The organism is Candidatus Merdisoma sp. JLR.KK006 (assembly GCF_036941035.1).
Taxonomy (GTDB): Bacteria; Bacillota; Clostridia; order Lachnospirales; family Lachnospiraceae; genus Laedolimicola.
In genome coordinates, this window is the sequence record NZ_JAYMNS010000001.1 from 1 (window position 1) to 18,120 (window position 18,120).

19 protein-coding genes and 2 pseudogenes are annotated in these 18,120 nt (G+C 42.2%); 2 read left to right on the forward strand and 19 right to left on the reverse strand.

The window, feature by feature from the left end:
- Window positions 1–331: 331 nt before the first annotated feature.
- Window positions 332–1,191: pseudogene (locus VSQ61_RS00005) on the forward strand (IS4 family transposase).
- A 549-nt stretch (window positions 1,192–1,740) separates the two neighbouring features.
- Here the strand turns inward: VSQ61_RS00005 and VSQ61_RS00010 are convergent.
- From VSQ61_RS00010 to rpsB, 13 genes and pseudogenes are all read right to left on the reverse strand, one after another.
- Window positions 1,741–2,406: pseudogene (locus VSQ61_RS00010) on the reverse strand (MinD/ParA family ATP-binding protein); the annotation flags it as partial.
- A 218-nt stretch (window positions 2,407–2,624) separates the two neighbouring features.
- Window positions 2,625–3,044: a restriction endonuclease gene (locus tag VSQ61_RS00015; protein ID WP_334342369.1), complete on the reverse strand. Its 420-nt coding sequence runs from the start codon at window positions 3,042–3,044 to the stop codon at window positions 2,625–2,627.
- Complete coding sequence (locus VSQ61_RS00020; RefSeq protein WP_334342370.1) at window positions 3,025–3,510, reverse strand: hypothetical protein; 486 nt, start codon at window positions 3,508–3,510, stop codon at window positions 3,025–3,027. The genes VSQ61_RS00015 and VSQ61_RS00020 overlap by 20 nt, the downstream gene beginning before the upstream one ends.
- A gap of 70 nt (window positions 3,511–3,580) precedes the next feature.
- On the reverse strand, window positions 3,581–3,958 hold the full coding sequence (locus VSQ61_RS00025) for a type II toxin-antitoxin system death-on-curing family toxin (RefSeq protein WP_334342371.1): 378 nt from the start codon (window positions 3,956–3,958) through the stop codon (window positions 3,581–3,583).
- Window positions 3,955–4,197, reverse strand: a complete 243-nt coding sequence (locus VSQ61_RS00030) for a type II toxin-antitoxin system Phd/YefM family antitoxin (RefSeq protein WP_334342372.1) — start codon at window positions 4,195–4,197, stop codon at window positions 3,955–3,957. Before VSQ61_RS00030 ends, VSQ61_RS00025 begins: the two co-directional genes overlap by 4 nt.
- An 87-nt stretch (window positions 4,198–4,284) precedes the next feature.
- A complete protein-coding gene (locus VSQ61_RS00035; RefSeq protein ID WP_334342373.1) occupies window positions 4,285–4,983 on the reverse strand; it encodes a hypothetical protein in 699 nt (232 codons plus the stop codon).
- 522 nt (window positions 4,984–5,505) lie between these two features.
- Complete coding sequence (locus VSQ61_RS00040; protein WP_334342374.1) at window positions 5,506–5,685, reverse strand: hypothetical protein; 180 nt, start codon at window positions 5,683–5,685, stop codon at window positions 5,506–5,508.
- Window positions 5,663–5,941, reverse strand: coding sequence for a BrnT family toxin (locus tag VSQ61_RS00045; RefSeq protein WP_334342375.1), 279 nt, complete (start codon window positions 5,939–5,941; stop codon window positions 5,663–5,665). Before VSQ61_RS00045 ends, VSQ61_RS00040 begins: the two co-directional genes overlap by 23 nt.
- 283 nt (window positions 5,942–6,224) lie before the next feature.
- Complete coding sequence (locus VSQ61_RS00050) at window positions 6,225–6,635, reverse strand: ATP-binding protein (RefSeq protein ID WP_334342376.1); 411 nt, start codon at window positions 6,633–6,635, stop codon at window positions 6,225–6,227.
- 56 nt (window positions 6,636–6,691) lie between these two features.
- Window positions 6,692–7,084, reverse strand: a complete 393-nt coding sequence (locus VSQ61_RS00055) for a DUF8451 domain-containing protein (RefSeq protein WP_334342377.1) — start codon at window positions 7,082–7,084, stop codon at window positions 6,692–6,694.
- 26 nt (window positions 7,085–7,110) lie between these two features.
- A complete protein-coding gene (locus VSQ61_RS00060) occupies window positions 7,111–7,506 on the reverse strand; it encodes an AlbA family DNA-binding domain-containing protein (protein WP_334342378.1) in 396 nt (131 codons plus the stop codon).
- Window positions 7,507–7,707: 201 nt separating this feature from the next.
- Window positions 7,708–8,646: a translation elongation factor Ts gene (gene tsf / locus VSQ61_RS00065; RefSeq protein ID WP_334342379.1), complete on the reverse strand. Its 939-nt coding sequence runs from the start codon at window positions 8,644–8,646 to the stop codon at window positions 7,708–7,710.
- Between the two features lie 107 nt (window positions 8,647–8,753).
- On the reverse strand, window positions 8,754–9,500 hold the full coding sequence (gene rpsB, locus VSQ61_RS00070) for a 30S ribosomal protein S2 (RefSeq protein ID WP_334342380.1): 747 nt from the start codon (window positions 9,498–9,500) through the stop codon (window positions 8,754–8,756).
- Window positions 9,501–9,799: 299 nt separating this feature from the next.
- Between rpsB and VSQ61_RS00075 the strand changes: the two genes are divergently transcribed.
- Window positions 9,800–11,782, forward strand: coding sequence for a glycosyltransferase family protein (locus VSQ61_RS00075; RefSeq protein WP_334342381.1), 1,983 nt, complete (start codon window positions 9,800–9,802; stop codon window positions 11,780–11,782).
- An 82-nt stretch (window positions 11,783–11,864) separates the two neighbouring features.
- Here the strand turns inward: VSQ61_RS00075 and VSQ61_RS00080 are convergent, their stop codons facing one another.
- The 6 genes from VSQ61_RS00080 to recN all read right to left on the reverse strand — a co-directional run bounded on the left by VSQ61_RS00080 (window position 11,865) and on the right by recN (window position 18,119).
- Window positions 11,865–12,119, reverse strand: a complete 255-nt coding sequence (locus VSQ61_RS00080) for a spore coat protein (protein ID WP_334342382.1) — start codon at window positions 12,117–12,119, stop codon at window positions 11,865–11,867.
- A 12-nt stretch (window positions 12,120–12,131) separates the two neighbouring features.
- Window positions 12,132–12,320, reverse strand: coding sequence for a hypothetical protein (locus VSQ61_RS00085; RefSeq protein ID WP_160564576.1), 189 nt, complete (start codon window positions 12,318–12,320; stop codon window positions 12,132–12,134).
- A gap of 141 nt (window positions 12,321–12,461) precedes the next feature.
- The gene (gene glgA / locus VSQ61_RS00090) at window positions 12,462–13,904 is read right to left on the reverse strand and encodes a glycogen synthase GlgA (protein WP_334342383.1); all 1,443 of its coding nucleotides are present in this window, start codon (window positions 13,902–13,904) and stop codon (window positions 12,462–12,464) included.
- A 205-nt stretch (window positions 13,905–14,109) separates the two neighbouring features.
- A complete protein-coding gene (spo0A, locus tag VSQ61_RS00095; protein WP_334342384.1) occupies window positions 14,110–14,916 on the reverse strand; it encodes a sporulation transcription factor Spo0A in 807 nt (268 codons plus the stop codon).
- 171 nt (window positions 14,917–15,087) lie between these two features.
- On the reverse strand, window positions 15,088–16,308 hold the full coding sequence (spoIVB, locus tag VSQ61_RS00100) for a SpoIVB peptidase (RefSeq protein WP_334342385.1): 1,221 nt from the start codon (window positions 16,306–16,308) through the stop codon (window positions 15,088–15,090).
- 122 nt (window positions 16,309–16,430) lie between these two features.
- Entirely contained in the window at window positions 16,431–18,119 is a 1,689-nt protein-coding gene (gene recN, locus VSQ61_RS00105) for a DNA repair protein RecN (RefSeq protein WP_334342386.1), read from the reverse strand.
- Between the last annotated feature and the right edge of the window lies 1 nt (window position 18,120).

Here is an 18,120-nt window from a genome sequence, read left to right on the forward strand (position 1 = left end):
TTTTATTTAAGGAGGTTTCCCTATGACATATGAATCACCAAAAGCTTTAAAGAAAAATCTGCTTTCCCTTATCTCGGATATGCAGTCCATATCCTATTTGTTTGTGAAACAGCCGGGGAAAAATTTTTCCAGAAACCGTAAGGTTTCTTTCTCAGATATCATCCGTTTCCTTCTTTCCATGAATGGAAATACGGTTCGGCGAGAATGGATGAATTTCTGGAATTTTCGACCTGATATGGCATCTGTCTCTGCATTCTTCCAGCAGCGGAAAAAAATACTGCCTGATTCTATGAACTCTTTATTCCGCTCTTTCAATGATACTTTCTCATTGATGGAGACATATCGCGGATATCGTCTGCTTGCCTGTGATGGCTCAGATTTAGCCATTGCCCATAATCCGAAGGACAAAGATACCCATAGACGCCACAACTCTTTGGAACGTAATGAAAAAGGTTATAACCAGCTTCATTTAAATGCCATGTATGATCTGAAAAATCGCATTTATACAGATGTGATCATTCAGCCGGGACGATGTCCTAATGAAACCGGAGCCCTTATAGACATGATGAGACGTTCCCAGATCCAGGAACAGGTACTTTTGATTGCAGACCGTGGATATGAGAGTTATAACATCCTTGCCCATGCACAAGAGAAGGGATGGAAATTTTTGATTCGGGCCAAAGATCTTGGCAGTCGCGGGATTCTCACCCATCTGCCCATACCAGACCATGGAACTTTCGACTGTACCTTATCTTTGCTCCTTACAAAGAAACAGACAAAAGAGATAAAAAGCCAGCCGCACATATACCGTTGTCTTACCAATAAGACTTCTTGTGACTTTCTCGATCCGGTGAATGCCCCTTTCTATACACTACATTTTTGTGTCCTGCGGTTTCCAATCACGGAAGATACGATGGAATGTATTATCACAAATTTAGAAGAAGAAGCGTTTCCTATGGAGAAAATCAAAAACTGTATGGATGGAGATGGGGAATTGAACGTTCTTTCCGAGAACTGAAATATACAATCGGACTGACAAACTTTCATTCTAAAAAGGTAGAGTACATCCAGCAGGAAATTTTTGCGAGACTGATCATTTACAACTTCTGTGAACGGATAATCACCGGAACTGAAATCAAACAAAAAAACCGAAAATATGTTACCAGATCAACTTCACAGCAGCCGTTTTAATCTGCCGGGAATTTTTTAGTGGAAGGATTCCCCCACAAAATCTGGAGACACTCATTCAAAGGGATGTTCTTCCTGTCAGAGAAGGACGAAAAGCTCCGCAAAAGGTCCGGCCCAATTCAGCGGTAAGTTTTCTATATAGGATAGTCTAAAAAATATCTGGAAAGTATCCGATCATGCAGTTAAATGAAACTGCTTTATTTATTATGTAAAAAAATGACTGAAAGCAGGTACGATTGCTTCCAGTCATTTAAAATTTCATATTGGTAACTGTTTCAATATCTTTAACTTATTGACATTGGTCGCAAAATAACAGAAACTCAGTTATGGCGCGATACTCCTTTTTTCTGTGAATAACATCAGGGGCAAAATCTTTGTCTTGTGGACTCTGTCCCTATTTTAGGTGTACTTTAATAAGCATATTGGTTTTTATGGATTTTCTTATACTTTTTTATTGAAATAGGTAACTTTCTAACCATTCATTCTGGACCTTAGCATACAGTTTCCTTCATTCGATTCAAAAGCCAAACACTTCCCGTGATCGCTTCTCTCCTAACATCCAAACACCTCCCTGGTGATGGCTTCCAATTCCTTACGGAATCCCCAGCTGTCCCAGAGGGATAAGTCCACAAGAAGTTTTCCTGCCAGGGTCTGCCTTGCAAGTTCCGGAGAATGGGGCAGTTTGAAGGTAACGTTTCCAAGCATCTGCTCCGCATGGTCGCTGGCCTCGTCCGTTCTTACGTTGCTGGCTGCCTTGTACTGCTTGTCTGCGTCCCATTTGTTATCCCGAAGAAGGGGAAGCTGGCTGGAGAGATAGTTGATGCTTTTTAAATCACAGTTCACCAGACGAAGAACCACATCCGCTTCCATCAAGGCAACTGCGGAAAGAATGTCATTAGCGATATAACTGCCGCAGTCAATGATGATATAAGGGGCAATCCATTTTAAACAGGTAAGGAGTTCGGACGCCTGGCTTGCCGTATAGGGCGGATAGGTATATTCATTCTCTCCCTTTAACATCCCAAGGAAGGTGAGACAGCCATACTTCTTATGGGTGATCAGGTTATGCTTAATAAGTGACTCCGACACATGTGCTGCCGCCAAAACGCTGCCCAGGGAATGCTCGCACTTCAGCTCTCCAGGTGGGCAGATGCAGGGAAGCATGGGCGCCGTCATGTCGCACAACAGCAGGATGACGTTTTTCTTCTTTCCTGCCAGAAGCAGAAAATCTCCGGGCCGTGCCTGTTTACACCGCACCAACGCATACATAGCCGGCCTCCTGGACAGCTACCGCATCTTGAAAAACTTCAGCCTCACACTCGAATAACCCACAGACACACAATGTCCCACAGCCTCCCTCTTCTGGATGCCGTGGGACATTGCTTCTCATTTTCTATACACCAGACAACTTCTATTCTAAACGAAAACCACAAAAATTATATTCCAAAATATCTAATTGCCGTATTTTTGTATTTTCTTAGCAAAATTTCCAGTTCGTCCTTTGCCCAATATATTATAGATTCCTTTTTCTTTATTCTATCTAGCGTTTGTGGGCTTAGCATACCACTATAAAACAATCCGTAACCACTGGCTTTAAAATCTTCAAGTAAGTCTGGTATTTCAGAAATATCTTTTCTATCTATTTGAGCCTTCGTATGTTTACATTGAAAAATCCAATGTTGTTTCTGTTCCCCTAAAATTGTTTCCACTTTCATATCCGCTTCTAAATCTACACCCCCATCAGAAGCTCTTGTATTCCCCCTTTGAGTAACATTTTGAAATCCCATATCCACAAATAAGTCTCTACACATTTTTTCAAACGCTCTATCATCTAATTTAGTAATCATACTCTTCATGTAATAACTCCGGAGATATAAATGGAAGCAACTTATTATACATTTCCTGAATGCCCTTATACTCCTTAGCGGCAAATATATCCTGCTCACCATTCAAAGCCATTATTATTGCCCAGAAACCACTGTGCAAAGTTTTAACTACCAATATATTCTGACTTATTTCATACTCCTGACAATCTTTATCCTCTACCTCCATGATATCTAAAAATGCATTGATACGTTTAAGATACTCGCTTTTTATAGAGACTTTTAATTCTCCAGATTGCGCCAAACAGTATTTTTCACCGGAATAAATTTTATCAGCCATACAAGTCCGGAACTTCATCGAATCCTTAATCTTTTTAAAAGAGTCATCGCCATAACCTGCAATGAAAGCCCCCTGCCGATCTACAAACACATTATCTATATTACCAAATTTTGATGGATATCGTTCTGATATATCTGAATAATCTAGCTCCATCAACATTCTATAAGCATACTTTATCCATTGCTTTCATTTTGCAGCTTTTATCTGGAGAAGTTATAAATCGTTTAACTTACATCTGATGTACCAGTAACCATTGTAAAATATCTTCATATTGTTTTCTGTCCGCCGCTACATCTAATATTATGTCTGATAACTCTTTCTGCTTATATTCAATCTCATAACCGTTTAATGCCAAAAAGACTAACATGGCATGACACCCAATTCTTTTATTGCCATCGAGCATTGCATGATTTTTAACCAAGCCATAACAAAGTCTAGCTGTCTTTGCCTGTATGCTTGGATATAATTCTACACCGCCATAAGATTGAAATGGACTTTCTAACGCAGATTCAAGAAGACCAACGTCTCTAATTCCATCACTTCCTCCGGTAATCTCTATTAACTGAGTGTGAAGTAACAGAATTTGTTCTTTTGTCAGCTTTATCATTTTGCAAGAACCTCATATGCTTCCTTATTCTTCTCAATCAATCGTTTCGATATACTCAACACATCTTCATTTGACGCAACAGCATCATTTTCAGCTTTGCTAAAATCTATGACAAGATATCTTGGTACATTGTTTTTTAATATAACAGCTGTTCCATGTTCATCCACCAATCTTGCTACTTTTGAAAAATTCTGATTTGCCTCTGTAATAGAAACCATTGTATTTGTATTTATTGTCATTGTTCTTACCTCCCGATAATTTTATTATACTTAATTTATAGGATAAATTCAACCTATTTTTATAATCCTACAAGTATAAACCAGAGTCTAATTTGTAATCATTTTACATTCTCCATAATACAAGGCAAAATGAAATTTATCATCTTTCTCTCCAATAAACATACATCTATATTTTCCTTTTCGTTTAGACGAAATTCTTACTGGACTTTCTATATATGCATTCACATAATCATAGGCTAAATTTTTTGTTTGTTTAGGAGCATTCTCATCCTTTTTTATTAAAAAGGGAAAATAAGCCAGTTTTCTTTCATCTGCTAATGGATAAGCACCATTGCCTGTGCCCAACTGAATTAATTGTGAAAATGAATCTACACAATTAAACCATCCAATCACAAACGCAACCTTTCCATTTTTTCCATTATCTATTTCATCCATCAACCAGTCAAAATCTTGCTGAAACACTGACCAGCTCTTACTTGCTGCTCTTGTATTAGCTGAACTAACCCAATTTTTTAAATATTTCACCTCAATTTTAAAATCTCTTTGTCCTATATATAAATCATGATTTATTTTCTGCGCTTTCTTTATTCTACCACTTTCTCCTGCTGTATAATGAGCATTCTGTTTAAACGGATATCCCAATCTTACTATTATATCCATTTCATTAAACTTTTCATCTGCCTCAATTTTCAATTCCGGCTTATCCCACCCCTTATACAACATATTGAATTCATCAATCATGTATAAGCAATTAGCCACTAAATACTGATCAATCGTTGGACCCATTAAACAATCATTCCTTTCCATTTCTTGAATTATACATTTCATAAGTTAATACAATTATATTACTAAATTCAGACTAATATTCAAAAACTATAAGATAGATTCCAATCAGCATTTTTGTGTTAAATAAGCTTATCTAAATTCAAAAACCCCTGCGGACAGCATTCTCACACCATTCACAAGGGTTTCTTCATTCAAAATAACCAGGCAAACTTCGCCTTACGCATTCATCTGTTTTGCGAACTTTTCTCTTTCCATGTCCCGGTTGCATATCCCCGGAACTATGTATTTTACTGGCTTTGCAGTGATTTTTGACTGCTCTGAATCAATATCTTTTCAACTGTATCCCCCAAATTTTATTTTGGGGGAAAATTCATTTTGCTTTTTAAAATTTGCGATTTCTGATTTTTCAAATTTGAGGGATAGCCATTTTACATTTGGGGGATATTGGGGGATTTAATCCTTCCCCCCAAACGACTAACCATATCACATATTTTCTGTATAATTTAAGATATCCAACACCTTTTAAGCCTTTTTCTTACGATTTCGCTGCACAACTGCACTTTTAAATGCTTTCATCATGGCTGGTGACAATTCTTGACAATCCTCATCAAAATTTATAGGACTTTTTTTTGCCTCTTCAACTTCTTTAAGCTGTTCTTCCGTAGGCTTTTGTCCACTTTCAATAACTAATGTTCTGGTCATAATAAAGCTCCCTTTCTGCATTTGTTGCAAGTCTAGCTGAAATTAATCTAATCGTTTCTTTTCTTTCCGTGAATACTACAAACAATACATCTCCAACCTTCCCTATCGCAATATATCTATCCTCATCAACACTATGCTCAAAATCAAACATTTCAATATAATAAGGATCATCAAACACATATGCTGCTGTTTCAAAAGAAATCTTATGTTTTTCTTTGTTTATAATATTTTTATTTTCATCCCACTCAAATTTCATTTTTGACTATTCTCTCTTAGATTATTCTATGCTAACAGTATATCACCAAATAACAAGTCCATCAATTACATTTTCTCATCATTTCTACACAGTGTCCTCATTGTCTTTGTATGCCCAAATATAATATATGGGAAATTCCATAAAATTTCTCTGTTCTTCCTGAACCATATTCTCAAAAATCTTCTTTGCCTTCCTTTTGTTCTCTAACAATATGTACGCTCCCAACATTACAGATAGATTATCCTTTCTTCTTTCTACAATATTTTCCAATACCTCCAATTCTTCATCTGATAGATTGCGCTTTGCCAGATGTAATATTTTCATACTTCTGTAAATACTTTACTATCAGCAACTGTTGCTTTGTTAATTCTTCTTCCTTGTAAACTATCGGCAGTCCATCAGAGTTTATCGGCACTTTATCGGCATTTTTCTGAACAATGTTTCCAGCATCATAGGAATATGCCTCATCCAGAGGTACCATAATCCGAAAAACATCACCCTCTTTAAACTCTGGCTCTTTCCCGGAATAAAGTTTTACATATTTAAATAAGTTCCGTACACCAGAACCAAGCTGATCAGAATAGCCAATATTTCTAAAAAATGATGCGATAATTGGATTCTTAGGATTTGGCTCTAGATTTTCCGGAGTTATCATTCCCTCTCCCATTGCTCTGTTCGCATTTTCTACATACATCCGCTCTTTTTCAATCACAAACTTAGCAATATAAGGACTGGTAAATTCCCGATGGATCAACGTATAACCAACATTTCACGAGCTATAATACTTCTAAGGCTTTTTCGCTGGTCATCTTCCAAAAAGAATTTATCTGGCAAATGTTTTCGAGCAAACTCCATGAGTTGTTCATAGCTCTCTACCAAATTTGTTTTTATAATCTCCCTGTCATCATAACGGTCTACATTAACTTTCCGAAGCAAAGCATCTGTAACATAGGCCGGAACAATATCTAAAATCACATCATCTTTTCCAAGCAACATTACCGCTGCAAGATTATAGCCTTGTTGCCCTGTAATCCGATCAATGCCAAATAACCCTGCACTTTTTAGCAATTCTTCATCACTCATATTTTTCCATGGATGACTTCCTACTACATTATTTGCCGCCATTGTTCTAATCTTTGGCATTAAATCTACTCTAAGATCTTCTAACTTCACATAAAGATATATTTTTTCTCAGTAAATATATTCTGCTTTCTGATATACATAGCCGCAATCTGACTGGTTGCTGTCACTTTCACATCTGCGTCATCTATTCTGTCATATATTATTTTTTTGTAACTATGGACTTCAGCACTGGGTGGTACATGAACATGGATGATGGAATTCCCCTCTTCATCCTTTATAATTTCCGGTGACAAACAAATAGTTGGAGAAAATATAGCTGGATTGCTTATCACACTAATAAAATTTCTAATCATATCCGGAGCAACATTTTCCTGAACACCAAGTACTGTTCCGTCATCCAGTACCCCCATAAAAATGTCCCATCCAAAACGATTTAAAAAAGAACAAACACTTTCATATACTTCCTTCGTAAAAAATCCCACTCGTTCCTTCTCTATAAAAAACCTGCAAACTTCGCCCCTTAAAAGTTGGTAAAAGATTTTACCAATTCCCGTACCAGATTTTTACCAACTTTTCCGCAAATCCTCCTGATTTCCTCCATCCCAAAACGACACCCCAAAAACGCAAAAAACGCTGGAACCATGCGGGTTTCCAGCGTTTTGCTTCATCTTATGAAATTGGAATTACATTCCCATCTGCTTCGCCACCTCAGCCGCAAAGTCCTCGTTCTTCTTCTCCATACCTTCCCCGGTCTCAAAGCGAACGAATCCTTTAATAGTAATGTTAGCACTATTCGCCTTAGCCACTTGTGCCACATAAGCTGCCACAGACTGCTTTCCATCCTCAGCCTTGACATAAACCTGATCCAACAGACAGATCTCCTTCAACTCCTTATTAATACGTCCCTTAATCATGCCCTCAATAACCTTCTCCGGCTTCTGGGACTCCTTGGGATCGTTCTGAATCTGTGCCAGAAGGATAGCTTTCTCTTTCTCAATATACTCCGCATCCACTTCCTTATCGCTGGTATAAAGGGGCTTCAAAGCTGCTGCCTGCATAGCGATGTTCTTTGCCATCTCTTTTACATCGTCATTGATCACATCTGTCTCAACATCCACCAGAACGCCAATCTTTCCGCCTGCATGAATATAAGAAGCGATGAATCCGTTCTCCTCCTCCATCTGACGGAAACGACGGATGTTCATATTCTCGCCGATAACCGCAATCTGAGCAGCCAGAGCTTCCTTCACGGTCATGGTGCTGTCCTTCTCCCAGGTCTCTGCCATAAACGCATCAATATCTGCTGCGCCGGTGTTTACTGCCTGTGCCGCAACATCTGCTACAAAGGACTGGAACTTGGCGTTCTTTGCCACAAAATCAGTCTCTGCATTTACCTCAACCACTACAGCTTTCTTGTCATCATTAATAAGACAGGTTGCCACGATACCCTCTGCCGCAATACGTCCGGCTTTCTTCTGGGCACTTGCAAGTCCTTTTTCTCTCAGCCAATCAATTGCTGCATTCATATCTCCGTCCGTAGCGGCAAGGGCTTTCTTACAGTCCATAATGCCGGCGCCGGTAGTCTCTCTTAACTCTTTTACCATTCCTGCTGTTACTGCCATTGTTTTCTCCTCCATCTATCAATTCCCGCAGCTCACACAAACCGGTACGGATATCTCCGTTATTCTGTAAATACTGCGGATCTGCTAACTCTCCAAAAGCTTCGGAATTACTCTTCTACGGGTGCCTCTGCCTCGTCTGCATAATCATAAGCTTCTTCTACATCCTCTGCCTGTCCCTGATTTGCCTCAACAACAGCGTCTGCCATCTTGGACACGATCAGCTTTACGGCTCTGATTGCATCATCGTTGCCCGGAATTACATAATCCAGCTCTTCCGGATCGCAGTTGGTATCTGCAATACCGATCAGGGGGATTCCCAATGTATGTGCTTCCTGAACGCAGATTCTCTCCTTCTTCGGGTCTACTACGAAGATTGCGTCCGGAATTCTCTTCATGTCCTTGATTCCGCCTAAGTTTCTCTCAAGCTTCTCCCACTCTTTTCTCAGTGCGATTACTTCCTTCTTGGGCAATACATCAAAGGTTCCGTCCTCAGACATTCTCTCGATCTCTTTTAAGCGGTTAACTCTGCTCTGGATGGTCTTGAAATTCGTCATCATACCGCCAAGCCATCTCTCGTTCACATAGAACATGCCGCAGCGCTCTGCCTCTGCCTTGATAGCATCCTGAGCCTGCTTCTTGGTTCCTACAAACAGAATGGTACCGCCGTTTGCTACAATGTCAAATACGGCCTTGTAAGCTTCATCTACCATTCCTACGGATTTTTGCAGGTCAATGATGTAGATGCCGTTACGCTCTGTGTAAATGTAGGGAGCCATCTTGGGGTTCCATCTTCTTGTCTGATGTCCGAAATGAACACCTGCCTCCAGTAACTGCTTCATTGAAATAACGCTCATGTTTCTTTCCTCCATTTGGTTGTTCTTCCGCAGACTCTGTCTGCCGCAAAGACCAAAGCTTCTGCTCCGGCACCGTTCTTGGCAAGAGTCGGCGTGATTTTTCACTAACTTAGAAAGTATACCATGAGAAATGGGGCTTTGCAAGCTTTTTTCCGCAAAACTCAACAAAAATTTGTCTCTTGCCCTCCCTGCCTTTCATTGACAACCTTGTATATTTATGGCAGAATAAATCAATAACCAAACAGGAAAAATCTTTTATCCTTAGATCAAATTCATCCGACCATAAGGAGTATTTTATAATGATAACTCAACCACATTATTTAAATAAAAACAGCCTTTGGGTACAGCTCAAAAAACACCCTTTGGCTCTGGTCCTGGGTCTTGTATGCCTGCTTCTTCTGCTGTTTCCCCCTGCCGCTTCTATGCACCTGCGGATAAACTATGCAGATACGGATTACAGCGACGGCGAAACCTTCAAAGTTTTAACATCTTATCGAGATGATACTATTCCTTTCAGCGGCCTGCAGAATACCTATGCCCGAACAGGAGAAAGCCGTATCTATTTTCTGGACTTCTCATATAGAAAGGGGAATTATGTGCGTCGACTGGATCCCGCTGACACAGACAGGATCCCCATGATGCAGATTCGTTCCATCGAACTCTGGTGCAGTGGATTTCTGGGCGGAATTCTGGAGGGACAGGCTCTCTATGACGCCTTTATCCCCAACGAACAGGTGGAAAAGTTCCTGAATGAAGAGGGATGCCTGGAACTTCTGATAAACGGAAACGACTCCCAGCTGTTTCCCACGGAAGTTTTTCGTCAGCTGTATTCGGATACTGCTTCCCGTTATGCCCGATTCGGGGTTTTTTATCTGCTCCTGTTCGCAGCTGCCGTCTTTGGACTCAGTCGTATCTACGGAAAGCTGAGAAAAAGCCGGAGGGCGGAACGTTATCTGGATGTAACCGATGTTCTTTTATGGCTGACAGCCATAGGCGTTGTGTGTATCCTGATCATAGCTGTATTTACCGGCAATCATAGAGACAATCCTGACGAATGGGAAAGCCGTGATGCCATCCGGTATTATATGGACCACAATTTTCCGCCGGATATTCGGGATCCGGAAGCCCTTCCCACTGTGGGAACCTATGGGACCACCCGGCTCTCCGAGTTTAATCCTTACTATTTTTATGCCGGAAAACTTGCTGCCCTTATTTCCTGTGTTCATAACGAAAGACTGTTCGGCCTGTGCCTTGGAATCGGCCTTTTCCTGTTCTGTCTCTTACATGCACGGAAAAACCGTTATCTGCTGGCGGCCTGTTTCCTGACGCCCCAGCTCTGGTATCTGTATGCATATACTACCTCAGATGCCCTCGACTATCTGGTGTCCGTTATTGTACTGTACCAGTTAGCCAATCCCGAAAGTATGCTGAACCGCCTGACTGCCCGTCAGGTAAAAAAAGAAGATATTCTTCGAATCCTGCTTCTGGGAACCATGTTTGCACATGTCATGATGGCAAAAGCCAATTTTTATGTAATCCTGATCTATGCTTTCCTGATGCTCCTGGTGCCCCTCTTACAAGCCAAAGGACCAGAGAGAAAGCAGCGCTTTCTTGCCTGCCTGTGGATTCTGCTGGCTTCACTTTTTATCTTTGGGATACGACTTGGATTTGAATTCGCCCACTACGGGCTTCAGAGAAATGATGTTATTCTGGAAGTGCAGAATGCTTTGGGTGCTTACGAACTGCGTCCCTCTACACCGCCTCAGGAACAGGCGCCGGAATTTGCCATGTACAACAAGGGCGTTTCCTTCCTTGATTTTATGACCAAATATGGCTTTCACAAGCAGCTCTTTCAGTCCACAGTGGGCGTATACGGCGGCATGGATGTCTATGCTCAGGACTGGTATTACAAGGCTATGGCTCTTTTGTATTTCCTGCTGTATATGGGAATCAGCGTACCTCTGTGGTGGAAACCCACCGGAAAAAGAAAGGGAAGCCATTGGAAAACTGAGGATAAGGCTCTGGGGCAAAAGCGTATTTCCTGGGGACTGCTTCATATACCGGTCTTTGTCTCTTACCTTCTTGTTGTGTACAATGGATTTTTTGTGGATTATCAGCCCCAGGGCCGATACATCCTGCCTATATTTGTGATGGCCGCCCATGCCGTTTCCCTGGATGAACATACCGTAAAAAGCAAATGGTTCAATCTGCTACTGGTGGTTACTGCACTCCTGTCCCTATATTCCTTTGCAATCGGAGTACCGCAATTGCGTGAAGTATAGATTTGAAAGATACTGGGGCCGCCGCAAAATAAGACAGCAGACTTATTTTGCAGCAGCCCCTCATTTTTTCTACCTGTTGCTTTTACATGACGCTCTGCGTAAAGAGAGATTTCACATGCTGAACTTCTTCCTCAGTCGCCTTGGAAGCCGGTACATAATACTGTTTTGCTCTTGCAATCTGGTACAGCTCCTCCTGAGACATCTCGCACTTGTTCCGCAGATCCTTTAAAGTCTGCTTAAGACGCGGTTCCTCAGTCTGAGGAATCATTTCGCTGAACATCTTCAACTCTCCGTTGATACCAACCAGGGTATCTGCTACCATCGTCTTCTCATTCATTTTGGCACCCTCCTAACCTAAAAACTGCATCAGCTGCTGCTTATTCTCCTTGGCAGACTGAGCTGCCTTCTGGAAAAACTGCTTTACCTGCTGATCCGTGGCATTGTTTGCATAGTCGTTCATCTTGCAGTGGGTGGTGTCATAGCCTCCGATGAGATGACGAAGGTTCTGTACATCCAATTCAGACAATTCTGATTTCATAAAGAATACCTCCTATTCTGATTCCAGTTCCCTGCTCTGAAAACGTTCCAGGCAGTTACTGATATTATCTCGAATAGGAGGTATTCTTATTCATCTCAGTGTATGAAAATTATAAACAAATATATAAGTAAACTTACAGACTTAACCGGCCAGCCAGTTATATAATTCTTCATATTTCTTTGCAGAAGTTCCCCAGGAGAAGTCAACAGCCATAGCCCGATCCACAATCTTGTTCCACTCACGCTTCTTATCATAGTATACGCTCTCCGCATAACGGATGGTATGAAGCATCTCATGAGCATTGTAATTAAGGAAGCTGAAGCCTGTTCCGGTACTCTCATATTCGTTGTAGGGCTCTACTGTATCCTTCAGTCCGCCAGTCTCCCGAACAATAGGCACGGTGCCGTACCGCAGGCTCATAAGCTGGCTCAGGCCGCAGGGCTCAAACTGTGAAGGCATCAGGAATGCATCACAGGAGCCATAAATCTTGTGAGACATAGCCTCAGAATAAAAGATATTAGCCGACACCTTACCCTGATACTTCCATGCAAAATGACGGAACATATTCTCATAACGCTCCTCGCCTGTTCCAAGAACAACCAGCTGAATCTCATCCTGACACAGTTCATCCATAACATAAGCAATCAGATCAAAGCCCTTCTGATCTGTCAGCCGGGAAACCACGCCAAGCATCATCTTCTTGGGATCCACTTCCAGTCCCAACTCTGCCTGAAGAGCTGTCTTATTTTTTACCTTTTCCTTCCGGAAAGTCACTGCATTGTAATTCTTAGTCAGGAACTTGTCTGTCTCCGGATTGTACTCCTCATAGTCGATGCCATTTACGATACCCCGAAGGGAATTGGCCCTTGCACACATGAGACCGTCCAGATGTTCGCCGTAGTATGGCATCTTGATCTCCTCTGCATAAGTCTCGCTTACAGTCGTAACTGCATCAGAATATACAATGCCTCCCTTTAAGTAATTGGCATCTCCGTAAGCCTCCAGCTTATCCGGCGCAAAGTAGGACACAGAAAGACCCGTAATATCCCGTACTGTCTTCATATCCCACACACCCTGGAACTTCAGGTTATGGATGGTCATAATGGTCTTGATGCCCTGGAAGAACGGATTGTTCTGGAAGGAATCATTAAGGAACACAGGCACAAGTCCTGTCTGCCAGTCGTGACAGTGAATGATATCCGGCCTGAAATCCAGTGAAGGCAGGGCAGAAATAGCTGCCTTGGAGAAAAAGGCAAACTTCTCAATATCCTCATAAATATTCCCATAAGGCTTTGCACCTGCAAAATAATACTCATTGTCTACGAAATAGAACTTGATTCCCTCATATTCCATCTCCAGAATTCCCACATACTGGCTTCGCCATGCAAGATTCATATAAAAATGGGTCACATACTGCATCTTGTCACGCCATTCCTGCTTGATACACAGATACTTGGGAATCATTACCCGAATATCAAAATATTCCTTGTCAAAATACTTCGGCAGAGATCCAACTACGTCTGCCAAACCTCCGGTCTTAATAAAGGGTACTGCTTCGGAAGCAATAAATAATATCTTTTTCACCGCATTTCCTCCCTATCCCATACATCCCATGGGTATTTGTGATATTTTATATCTATTATAACCCATAAACATCATATTTGAAAGGGAAAATTTCGCAAATGTGCTGATTTTTCTGTTATATTTCTAAATTTTCATTTCCAAAATCCCATTCTGTCAAAAAGAATACTCTTACATCGTCAATAGATTGGCTTTGAATTCATCACCCTTAAGATACCTTCGCTTTATAGTCCAGGCGGATCCGATCTGAAATCAGCGCAATAAACTCCGAATTTGTAGGCTTTCCTTTTCCCGTGCTGACCGTATAGCCGAACAGCTCATCAATGGTATCCATCTTCCCTCGACTCCAGGCAACCTCAATAGCATGGCGGATAGCCCGTTCCACCCGGCTTGGAGTTGTCTGATGGTTCTTGGCAATGGTAGGATACAGTACCTTGGTAATGGAGCTTAACATATCCATATCCTCCACAGACATCATAATGGCATCCCTTAAGTACTGATACCCCTTAATATGAGCCGGAACGCCTATCTCATGAATCATGTTGGTCACATCCGTCTCCAGATCCCGAGCCTCGTAAGATTGACGCCTCCGTTCTGCCATACCTGCCGTCCTTATGGGATTCAGGATCTTTTCTCCCCGATTCTGAATACTGCGCAGCCTTCCGAGAAGAAGCTCATTGTTAAAGGGCTTCATCATATAATAATTAGCTCCCAGAGCAAATGCATCTTCTGTCACATCTTCCTGACCAATAGCCGAAAGCACAATAAAGGCAGGCTGTTTCTTCATGGTTTTGTCTTCCTTAAGCTTTTCCAAAACTCCCAGCCCATCCATTTTCGGCATAATCAGGTCCAGGAGCACCACATCCGGCTGATTTTTGCGGATCATTTCCACCGCATCCTCTCCGTTTCCTGCCGTGCCTACAATCTCCATGCCGCTCTCAGAGCGTATCATCGTATTTAACAGCTCCACGATTCTTTCATTGTCATCTGCAATTGCAACCTGTAACTTTTCCATTTCTGCCCTCCCATGTGTCTCTGTCTTTGATTGATGCTGCTTTTCTGCCACAGCAGCTTCATTTTCCATATGTTTCCTTTGATGGTTACATTATAGACAGCACACAGACAGGTTTCAATTTCTTTCTCTCCCCATTTTAAGACATCACAGAACAGCTTTCGACGGAATCCACTAAAGACTTACATGTTCCAGCATATTCTCAATAAAAACTCCAAAACCTTTTGTGGAATCCTGTACAAATACGTGGGTTACAGCTCCTACCAGCTTTCCGTTTTGAATAATCGGACTTCCGCTCATTCCCTGTACAATCCCTCCCGTCAGATTAAGAAGCTCCGGATCTGTCACTTTCAAAATAATGCCCTTATTCATATCCTCATCCTTTCGATGGACCTCCAGAATTTCTACCTGATAATCCTTTACTTCACCGCTGACAGCGCTGCGGACAAATGCTTCTCCCAGCTCAATCTCCTGCTTGTAACCCACCTGCAGCCGCTGAGCTTCAACTTTTTCATAGATCCTGCCCTCTCCCGTTCCGAAAATTCCAACGGGCGTGTTTTCAGTAAGCTGCCCGCATATCAGCTCCTGCCGGTAGCGAATCAGTCCGGAAAGCTCTCCTGGTGTTCCCTTTTCCCCCTTTTTAATATCAATAATATTCGTATCATAGAGGGCGCCTTCAGAAATCTCTAAAAGAGTTCCCGTATCCACATCATTGACACCATGGCCCAGAGCACCGAATTTGCCGTCCTCGGTAAGGAATGTAAGTGTTCCGATTCCCTGCGTATTATCACGTACCCAGATGCCCAGCTTGTATTCCTCCCTGGCTGTCTGGACTGCCTCCACCTTCACCTGAATTTGTTCACCGCCCCGATCAAGATCCAGAACCACGTCCTCATTTCCGCCTGCATTGACTGCCTCTATGAGCTCCTCCTTATCGGATATTGCCTGCCCGTTGACTGCCTGAATATAATCGCCTCTCTGAACAATCCGATATGCAGGCTCATAATTCAAGCCATCCATCCCTGTCACTTCTCCGGTTCCAATGATCAGAACACCTTCAGTCTCCATATAGATCCCAATGGGAACGCCGCCGGGAATCACGTAGGTAGGTTTTATTACCTCCACCCTGGCTTCTTTTAAAGGAATAATCCCCAGCAGTTTATACGCAATCGTGTAGCCTTCTGATGCATATGCATTCACGGAAGCCTCTGTAAGTCCTGGTATGATTTCCTCTGTAATAAAAAAATCGGAATGGACAGGACTTGGCTCTCCCTCTGTCTGTGTATAGGAATCCGGTATCCTGTCCCGAATTTCCTCATATCCTAAAACTCCTAAACCTGCCAGACTGATCAGCAAAAGACCAATCAGGCAGCGCCGGTACTGTTTATAATTCATAGCTCCACATCCTCTGCCAAAACTCATAAAAAGGATGCCGTGTTTTACTGTCGTAACACGTACATCCTCTTTTAGTATGTGAAATATGAATTCAGCTAGACTAGTATAATGTTTCCAAATATTTATCTTATTTTTTCTTTTTTGTCTTTGGCCAATTTTTTCATTTCCTCTGCATTTTTCATTACTGTATCGGTAATTTCAGCCCCGCCCAGAATCCGTGCCAGCTCTTCAATGGCTTCTGCGTCAGCCAGCTTTCGAATCCGGGTTTTAGTCTCTCCCTTTTCAACCATTTTTTCAATGCGGTAATGGCTGTCCGCCATTGCAGCTATCTGGGCCAGATGGGTAATGCAGATGACCTGTCTTGTCTTCCCTATCAGCATCATTTTTTCCGAAACCTTCTGGGCGGTCCTGCCGCTGATTCCCACGTCAATCTCATCAAAAATCACTGCGTCAATATCATCTTTGTCCGCCAGCACAGTCTTAATGGCCAGCATTATCCGGGACAGTTCACCTCCGGAAGCTATCTTCATCAGAGGACGTAAAGGTTCTCCGGGATTCACCGAGATCAGAAACTCCGCATCATCTGTTCCAAGGGCCGTGTAGCCCGGCAAAATTTCAAACTGCATCTCAAAACGCACATCCAGAAAATTCAGATCCACCAGATGCTCTCGAATCTCCTGACAGAGCCTTTCTGCACAAGATTTACGGATTTTTGACACCTGCCTGCAAAGTGCCGACAAATGCTCTTGTGTATCTTCTATTTCCTGCTCAAGCTTCAGAAGATAAGCATCATAATCCAACAGCTTCTCTAACTGCTCTTGGGCATCCTTCTGCCATGCAAGCACCTGCTCCAAAGTTTTCCCATATTTTGCTTTTAGCTGATTCAGAAGGTTCAGCCTCTCCTCTGTCTCGTAAAAGGTTTCCTCAGAAAATTCCAGAGAGGTCAGGTACTCGGCCATATCTCGGTTAAAGTCATTTAAAAGTCCGTCAATATCCGATAACTGCTCCAAAAGGGGTGCCATATCTTCATCATAGGAAGCAACACTTTGCAGCTCTCTTAAAGCTCGGCCAATGGCACTTCCTGCTGCCTGCGGATCCTCATAGCCGGTAATGCCGTAGGCCGCCCCGACCGCTTCCATAATCTTCCTTCCATGGGTCATACGTCTGTACTGCTGCTCAAGCTCCTCATCCTCACCGAGAACAATTCCTGCCTTTTCAATCTCATCCAACTGAAATTCCAGAAGGGAAATCTCACGAAGGCGGCTTTCTTCGTCAAGCTTCGCCTCCTTCTGCTTTTCTGTCAGTTCTCGCCAATGCCCATACAGTGCAGCCAGTTCTTCCTTCTTGTTTCCCAATTTATCCTTGGCAAACTCATCCAGAATTTCCAGATGCTTCTTTTTCCGGAGCAAAGACTGGTGCTCATGCTGACCATGAATATCAATTAGAACAGATGCTGTTTCCTTTAACTGGCTCAAAGGAACAGTTTCTCCGTTTATCTTATTCATGCTCCGTTTATCCAAAATTTTTCTGGAAATAATTACCTGATCATCTTCCGGAACAACACCAAGCTCCAGAAGACGCTTTTGCTGACTGTCCCGAGACACTTGAAAAACCAGCTCCACCAATCCATAGTCAGCCCCCTCGCGCAACAGCTCCCGGGATACCTTATCGCCCAAGGCCAGCCCCACAGAACCTATGACAATAGACTTTCCTGCTCCTGTCTCTCCGGTGAGGATGTTCAGTCCCTCCGAAAAATCAATCTCCGCCTCATCAATAAGAGCCAGATTCTTTACATGTAAATGCGTTAACATA

What these genes read in the sequence shown, in the direction of transcription:
- VSQ61_RS00015 (WP_334342369.1), bottom strand. Translation starts at nt 3,044, where the DNA reads ATGAAGAGTATGATTACTAAATTAGATGATAGAGCGTTTGAAAAAATG.
- VSQ61_RS00020 (WP_334342370.1), bottom strand. Translation starts at nt 3,510, where the DNA reads ATGTTGATGGAGCTAGATTATTCAGATATATCAGAACGATATCCATCA.
- VSQ61_RS00025 (WP_334342371.1), bottom strand. Translation starts at nt 3,958, where the DNA reads ATGATAAAGCTGACAAAAGAACAAATTCTGTTACTTCACACTCAGTTA.
- VSQ61_RS00030 (WP_334342372.1), bottom strand. Translation starts at nt 4,197, where the DNA reads ATGACAATAAATACAAATACAATGGTTTCTATTACAGAGGCAAATCAG.
- VSQ61_RS00035 (WP_334342373.1), bottom strand. Translation starts at nt 4,983, where the DNA reads ATGGGTCCAACGATTGATCAGTATTTAGTGGCTAATTGCTTATACATG.
- VSQ61_RS00040 (WP_334342374.1), bottom strand. Translation starts at nt 5,685, where the DNA reads ATGACCAGAACATTAGTTATTGAAAGTGGACAAAAGCCTACGGAAGAA.
- VSQ61_RS00045 (WP_334342375.1), bottom strand. Translation starts at nt 5,941, where the DNA reads ATGAAATTTGAGTGGGATGAAAATAAAAATATTATAAACAAAGAAAAA.
- VSQ61_RS00050 (WP_334342376.1), bottom strand. Translation starts at nt 6,635, where the DNA reads ATGTATGTAGAAAATGCGAACAGAGCAATGGGAGAGGGAATGATAACT.
- VSQ61_RS00055 (WP_334342377.1), bottom strand. Translation starts at nt 7,084, where the DNA reads ATGCCAAAGATTAGAACAATGGCGGCAAATAATGTAGTAGGAAGTCAT.
- tsf (WP_334342379.1), bottom strand. Translation starts at nt 8,646, where the DNA reads ATGGCAGTAACAGCAGGAATGGTAAAAGAGTTAAGAGAGACTACCGGC.
- rpsB (WP_334342380.1), bottom strand. Translation starts at nt 9,500, where the DNA reads ATGAGCGTTATTTCAATGAAGCAGTTACTGGAGGCAGGTGTTCATTTC.
- VSQ61_RS00075 (WP_334342381.1), top strand. Translation starts at nt 9,800, where the DNA reads ATGATAACTCAACCACATTATTTAAATAAAAACAGCCTTTGGGTACAG.
- VSQ61_RS00080 (WP_334342382.1), bottom strand. Translation starts at nt 12,119, where the DNA reads ATGAATGAGAAGACGATGGTAGCAGATACCCTGGTTGGTATCAACGGA.
- VSQ61_RS00085 (WP_160564576.1), bottom strand. Translation starts at nt 12,320, where the DNA reads ATGAAATCAGAATTGTCTGAATTGGATGTACAGAACCTTCGTCATCTC.
- spo0A (WP_334342384.1), bottom strand. Translation starts at nt 14,916, where the DNA reads ATGGAAAAGTTACAGGTTGCAATTGCAGATGACAATGAAAGAATCGTG.
- spoIVB (WP_334342385.1), bottom strand. Translation starts at nt 16,308, where the DNA reads ATGAATTATAAACAGTACCGGCGCTGCCTGATTGGTCTTTTGCTGATC.
- recN (WP_334342386.1), bottom strand. Translation starts at nt 18,119, where the DNA reads ATGTTAACGCATTTACATGTAAAGAATCTGGCTCTTATTGATGAGGCG.